This window comes from Bacillus sp. 220_BSPC (genome assembly GCF_001054655.1).
In the GTDB taxonomy this organism is placed as follows: Bacteria; Bacillota; Bacilli; order Bacillales; family DSM-1321; genus Peribacillus; species Peribacillus frigoritolerans.
Genome location: NZ_JVPL01000128.1, coordinates 1 through 6055, shown reverse-complemented (window position 1 = coordinate 6055; position 6055 = coordinate 1). Strand labels below are relative to the sequence as shown.

The following is a 6055-nucleotide window of genomic DNA, read 5'->3' as shown; positions in this document are numbered from 1 at the left end:
ATATTGAAACAGGAATGTTATGCCTCGTCACTGACTTGGACAACAGGATTGCTTCTGCAAACACCCACTTTGAGGAGTGGTGGTTTAAAACTTTCTTACTTGAATACGGCAATTGCGGCTTACTACTTTTATAATTAGAAACCAGTCCGATAAGGGACTGGTTTTTTGTCGTTTTACGGTTTGGATCGTTGAAAATCGGATAAAAAGGATGTTATCAGAAATCGTAAATACCCAGTAATTAACCTGGTTATGTGAAGGCTTCACGAATTATGAATAATTTGTGAAAGTTTTTATTGAAATATCAGATAATTAGCATTTATAATAACAATTAGATAACTCGGTTCACTATTTATATAAAATATACGAGTCGAATATTTTTTGAGTGATTACGTAAGCGCTATCATTTGGATGGAATTAATGCAGTCACCTAGAGAGGAGAAAAATTTTATGGCTAAAGTTAATACGACCGAGGTAATTAGCAACAGTAAATTTAACCGCTTTCATTTTGGATTGCTGGCATGGTGTTTTATCATTATCCTTTTTGACGGCTATGACCTTGTCGTATACGGGACAGTCGTCCCGTTATTGACGGAGGAATGGAACCTTACTTCCGTGGAAGCGGGGGCTATGGGCAGCTACGGTCTATTTGGAATGTTGTTCGGGGCCATCTTCTTTGGTACATTAGCAGATCGGATTGGCAGGAAAAACGTAATCGCGATTACACTTATTTTATTTAGTTTATTTACGCTTTTATGTGGATTTGCGGATACGCCTACGATGTTTTCGACTTTCCGATTTCTTGCGGGATTAGGGCTTGGGGGCATCATGCCGAACGTCATTGCCTTATTGACGGATTATGCACCGAAAACGATACGGAGCATGGTCGTTTCAATCGTTTTGTGCGGTTACTCATTCGGAGGGATGCTTGCGCCGATACTGGGCATCCTGGTTATGCCGACACTAGGTTGGGAATCAATATTCTGGTTTGCCGGAATGCCATTGTTATTTTTACCCTTCATGATGAAACGTTTACCAGAGGCTTCGACCCATCTGATCAGAATTAACAAAAAGGAAGAACTAATCAGAATATTATCCAAGGTAAGTCCGGAAAGTAAATTCGACATCAAGGACGAACTTGTGGAAGTGAAAAAAACAGAAGCCAATATGCCGATTGTTGGTTTGTTTAAGGATTCCCGTGCTCTTAGCACATTGATGTTCTGGATCGCCTTTTTCATGTGCTTATTGATGGTATATGGATTGAATACATGGCTTCCAAAGCTAATGATCGAGGCAGGGTATGCGCTGAATTCAAGCTTAGGTTTCTTGATCGTCCTTCAAGGCGGCGCTATCGTGGGCACGCTTATCATCGCTAAACTTTGTGATCGTTATGGTTCCAAGAAAATGCTTGTGCCGATGTATGCGCTTGGGGCTGTAAGTTTGACACTATTGGGAATGGGCGGAAGCTCATTTGTGATTTACACATTGGTAGCGATTGCAGGAGCCTGTACCATTGGTGCCCAAAACCTTGTACAAGCCTATGTTTCCCAGTACTATCCACCAAATATTAGATCGACTGCACTAGGGGTGGCTTCTGGTATCGGAAGGATTGGCGGTATGCTCGGGCCCATACTCGGCGGATTTTTATTATCCATCTCGCTACCCATCCAATTGAATTTCATCGCCTTCGCCATTCCGGGTCTCATTGCTGCGGTTGCCTTATCATTCGTTCCAGTGAAAATGGCTTATTATAAACAGGATCATTCGGAACCAACGGAAGAAATGGTCGTAGAATCCAATAAAATGAACGTCTTGTGAACTACATGCATGAAATGCAGTGCTGGGATACCCTCGCTGTCATTTCATGCCTATTTGTTTTATTGGCCTTTTTTGGCCATAGTAATGAAATGGCGAATAGACCAGAAATAGCGTAAAGGTTTTCCAGAAATTGTTTGGCGTGACCTACTTTTGAAAAAAAGTTGCTTAAATGTTCATAATTTCGCAATATGAGTCACTCTTACTATAAAGAATAAATGTTAGAATGAAGGTACGGATAATTAATTCTCCCTTAAAGTGGAGCGAACTAGAAATTAATCTCATCTTTTGTGAGGAGTCAATACTTTGAAAATTTTAAAACATGTAATTTTTTGGTTATGCATTATAGGGACATTATTCTCTATGATTTACTTCTTTATAGCGGACATTCCGTTATATGTTAAATTGTTAGGCGGAGCCATCATCCTTTATCTTGGTTATGATTTAATAACAGAATCAAGGAAAAGAAAGCGTAAAGAAGCCTTGGAAGCTTAATCCTTATACACAAAAAAAGCCCTCTTTGATAAGAGGGTTTTTTTGTTGATTAATATGGCTAATCAAACTTTGATTATTGACAATATTCTAAAAAATAGGTTAATATATAGTGAACTTAGTTCTATATATGTATAATTTGTATTTTAACTAAAAGCAGAAAGAGGGGAAGGAAATGCGCACAATCCAAGTGTCTGAAATGATTGATGAACAAAAATTTAACCGTTTTCATTTACAGATTTTATTATGTTGTATCTTTATCATCATCTGTGACGGGTATGATATGTTCATGCTTGGGACGATTCTCCATCTTTGATGGCGGAGTGGAGGATAACTGCTGTAGAGGCGGGGTTATTCAGCAGCTATGCATTGTTTGGAATGATGATAGGAGCGTTGGTCTTTGGACCGCTGGCGGATAAATTCGGCAGAAAGAAAGTCATTTTGATTTGTACGGTCATTTTTTCCGTATTTACCTTTACTTCAGGTTTTGCCGATGATCCAACTTCTTTTGGAATCCAACGTTTTATTGCAGGATTAGGCTTGGGAGGAGTCATGCCGAACCTAATTGCAATCATTACTGAATATTCTCCTAAAAAACTTAGAAGTACCCTGGTTGCGATCATGTTCAGCGGACACGCACTAGGGGGAGTTGTCGCTTCATTGGGGGCGATGTACCTAATTCCGAACTTTGGTTGGCGGGCAGTGGTTTGGCTTGGTGCACTCCCGTTGATCTTCATGCCCATACTATATAAATTGCTGCCTGAGTCAATAATTTATTTCATGACAAAAAACAAGAAAAGCAAATTGGTGAGCGTTCTGAATCAAGTGAAGGCAGACGGGCAATACACCATTAATGATAATTTTGTCCTTCAGGAGCAACTCAAAAGTGAAATGAAAGGGTTTCCAGTTAAGCAGTTGTTCAAAAATGGCAGGACTTTGAGCACCCTCATGTTCTGGACTGCATTTTTCATGTGTTTGTTCGTAATGTATGGTTTGAGTACATGGCTGCCAAAAATCATGGGAGGGGCAGGATATGAATTAGGTTCAAGCCTGACATTCTTAGTCGTATTGAACCTTGGAGCAGTTTTTGGGGCGATCGTTGGAGAGAAGCTTGCAGATAGATATGGTTCCAAGAGGATTCTGGTTACTTTCCTGGTCATAGGATTCATTACCCTCACGATGCTGAGCTTCAAGCCAAGCATGGTCATGCTGTATATACTGATTGCCATTGCAGGAGGTACGACAACAGGTACACAAATCGTAACGAATGCATATGTATCCCAGTATTATCCGAATGAAATCCGTTCTACAGGTGTCGGCTGGGCATTGGGTATCGGCAGAATTGGCGGAATACTCGCTCCTACTTTCTGTGGGGTCCTGCTTGATATGAAGTTGTCATTGCAAGTCAATTTTTTAGCTTTTGCCATACCATGCATAATTGCAGCAATGGCGATTTGGTTCATACAGGATAACTTCAGCAATTTGACGGCAAACAGGCAGGAAAAGAAATTGATATGATGTACACCCAAGCTGGATCACTGTATGGAAATAATCTAATGAAAATCAGTCAAAACAACATTTGGAGGTATGGTAAAAAAACCAAAGGGCCTTGTGCCCTTTAATTTTTTCACTGTCTAGGGCCCCATAAAATAACTGAAACCCCGACTAAACAGATTGCAGCTCCAATCCAATCATATAAATCAGGGGTTTTCTTATCGATGCCCCATCCCCATAAAACAGAAAGAACTATGAAAACCCCGCCATATGCAGCATATACACGGCCAAAGGTAGGTAAGGTTTGAAATGTTGCAATGATGCCGTATAACACCAACCCGAAACCTCCGGCTAAGCCTAGATAAATGGATTTACCTTCTCTTAACCAAAGCCAAATAAGGTAACCGCCGCCAATTTCCGCCAGACCAGCCATAACGAAAATTACAATAGTAACCAACATATATGTATACCTCGCTTCCTCGTTGAAATTTTATCATAGATGAAACGGTAAATGATCATTCTTTACAGTGTTGTTATTAAATTAACTGGGCATCACCGTTAAGGCATGAATATGATTCTTCATAAAAGAGATATTGTTATCATGTTGTTTGTGCTGATTTGTTGTCCTTCTATCTGTTGTGTTCGATGGGGTTAACATTGCTGGCGCCAAGCTTGATGCTGAACTTGATCAACACAGCCTATTATGGTTTTGGGCAATTCCTGCCTGGATTATTAACGATTTTCTTTTTCCGCTCCATAAGACCTGCAGGTATTGCAGCCGGCCTCATTACAGGGGATCTGTTCGCCATAGGTATGCATCTGGCTCAGATGAATTTCTTGAATATTAATATTGGCTTAATCGCTTTATTGATAAACTTCACAGTTGCTTATGCCATCAGTATGTATTTGAAAAGAAAACAGAAAAGTCGGACATCCTTTGAAGAACCAATTGCCTACAATAGTATTGAATTAGAAGAAACCTATCCAAAAAACTCTGTCATTGTCGATTAATATTACTTACGATTTATGCATTCGGATTTAATTCGACCATACATTATTGTAATAGGCTCTAATTCGTTAAATATCCAGAAAAAGACCAGTTTTTTACCTCTAACTTGGGTTGCAATACAGATGCAAAGGGTACTATACCTAAATAGGAATATAGTAATCTAGTTGAGGAGTTGCAGCCATGAAATCCCGATCATTTGCATACATGTTAGCGTTATTTCATTCAAGTATTGTCGGCCTATCTTTCTTATTCACGAAAATGGCGATTGCTGAATCGAATCCCCTTGATACTTTGGCGTTCCGGTTCACGGTTTCTTTCGCCATCATTTTGTTGCTGGTCGCCGTAAAAGTCATTAAGGTGAACTATTCTTGGGAGTCGATTAAAAATCTTGTACCGCTTTCTCTATTATTCCCAACTCTTTTCTTTGCCTTTCAAACTTTCGGGCTTAAGTATTCGCAATCCACCGATGCTGGAATTCTTTCTGCCGTCACTCCAATTCTAACATTGATGATAGCTGGATACTTCCTTAAGGAGAAAACATCTTTATATCAAAAACTTTCGATTGTCTTGTCGGTAGTTGGGGTCATTTTCATTTTTGTGATGAAAGGGAGCACCATCAATTTTTCCGACATGCTTGGGATGGTGTTGATCCTGCTATCCTGTATTGCAACGGCTTGTTATACAACGATGACCCGTTCACTTGCCAAGGACTATACACCAGGTGAAATGTCCTTTTTCATGATGGGAACAGGCTTTGTCATTTTTAATGCAGCTGCACTCGTTACCCATTTAAAACAAGGTACGATGCCGGAATTCTTTACACCATGGTCGAGCATGGAATTCATCAGTTCCATTTTGTATTTGGGAATATTGGCTTCATTGGTCACTTCATTATTATCCAATACGATTTTATCAAAAATAAAAGCGTCCCAAATGAGTGTGTTTGCAAATCTTTCCACTGTTGTCACGATTGCAGCAGGAGCTCTCATTCTAAATGAAAAGCTTACGATCTATGATATATTGGGTTCGATACTAATCATTTTAGGTGTAATAGGCACGAATTATTTTGGAGTGAAGAGAGAGCATTCAATAAAAGTGAATCTTGAGTATAATGAAGGGAAATTGTAAATGAATGAAAAAGGTCCATCCCAATAGGAATGGACCTTTCAGACTGTAGACAAACTCGATGAAAATCAAGTGATCTGACCCAATAAAGTTAGACATATAATTTAAGCAGCTTCTAAGACC

At 39.5% G+C, this 6055-nt stretch carries 7 protein-coding genes; 6 read left to right on the top strand and 1 reads right to left on the bottom strand.

Annotation, left to right across the window (positions count from 1 at the left end; all coding sequences use genetic code 11):
- Nucleotides 1–447 precede the first annotated feature (447 nt).
- From ADA55_RS08470 to ADA55_RS08460, 4 genes are all read left to right on the top strand, one after another.
- On the top strand, nucleotides 448–1815 hold the full coding sequence (locus ADA55_RS08470) for an MFS transporter (RefSeq protein ID WP_048681984.1): 1368 nt from the start codon (nucleotides 448–450) through the stop codon (nucleotides 1813–1815).
- A gap of 303 nt (nucleotides 1816–2118) precedes the next feature.
- The gene (locus tag ADA55_RS08465; RefSeq protein ID WP_048681982.1) at nucleotides 2119–2307 is read left to right on the top strand and encodes a hypothetical protein; all 189 of its coding nucleotides are present in this window, start codon (nucleotides 2119–2121) and stop codon (nucleotides 2305–2307) included.
- A gap of 172 nt (nucleotides 2308–2479) precedes the next feature.
- Complete coding sequence (locus ADA55_RS30395; RefSeq protein WP_226990436.1) at nucleotides 2480–2620, top strand: hypothetical protein; 141 nt, start codon at nucleotides 2480–2482, stop codon at nucleotides 2618–2620.
- The gene (locus ADA55_RS08460) at nucleotides 2620–3822 is read left to right on the top strand and encodes an MFS transporter (protein ID WP_226990437.1); all 1203 of its coding nucleotides are present in this window, start codon (nucleotides 2620–2622) and stop codon (nucleotides 3820–3822) included. Before ADA55_RS30395 ends, ADA55_RS08460 begins: the two co-directional genes overlap by 1 nt.
- Nucleotides 3823–3931: 109 nt before the next feature.
- On the opposite strand, the gene ADA55_RS08455 is transcribed toward ADA55_RS08460, so the two are convergent.
- The gene (locus ADA55_RS08455; RefSeq protein WP_048681978.1) at nucleotides 3932–4258 is read right to left on the bottom strand and encodes a YnfA family protein; all 327 of its coding nucleotides are present in this window, start codon (nucleotides 4256–4258) and stop codon (nucleotides 3932–3934) included.
- Between the two features lie 197 nt (nucleotides 4259–4455).
- On the opposite strand from ADA55_RS08455, the gene ADA55_RS08450 reads away from it, so the two are divergent.
- Together ADA55_RS08450 and ADA55_RS08445 are read left to right on the top strand one after the other, a co-directional pair.
- On the top strand, nucleotides 4456–4809 hold the full coding sequence (locus tag ADA55_RS08450) for a hypothetical protein (RefSeq protein ID WP_048681975.1): 354 nt from the start codon (nucleotides 4456–4458) through the stop codon (nucleotides 4807–4809).
- 178 nt (nucleotides 4810–4987) lie between these two features.
- Complete coding sequence (locus ADA55_RS08445; protein ID WP_048681971.1) at nucleotides 4988–5935, top strand: DMT family transporter; 948 nt, start codon at nucleotides 4988–4990, stop codon at nucleotides 5933–5935.
- Nucleotides 5936–6055 lie beyond the last annotated feature (120 nt).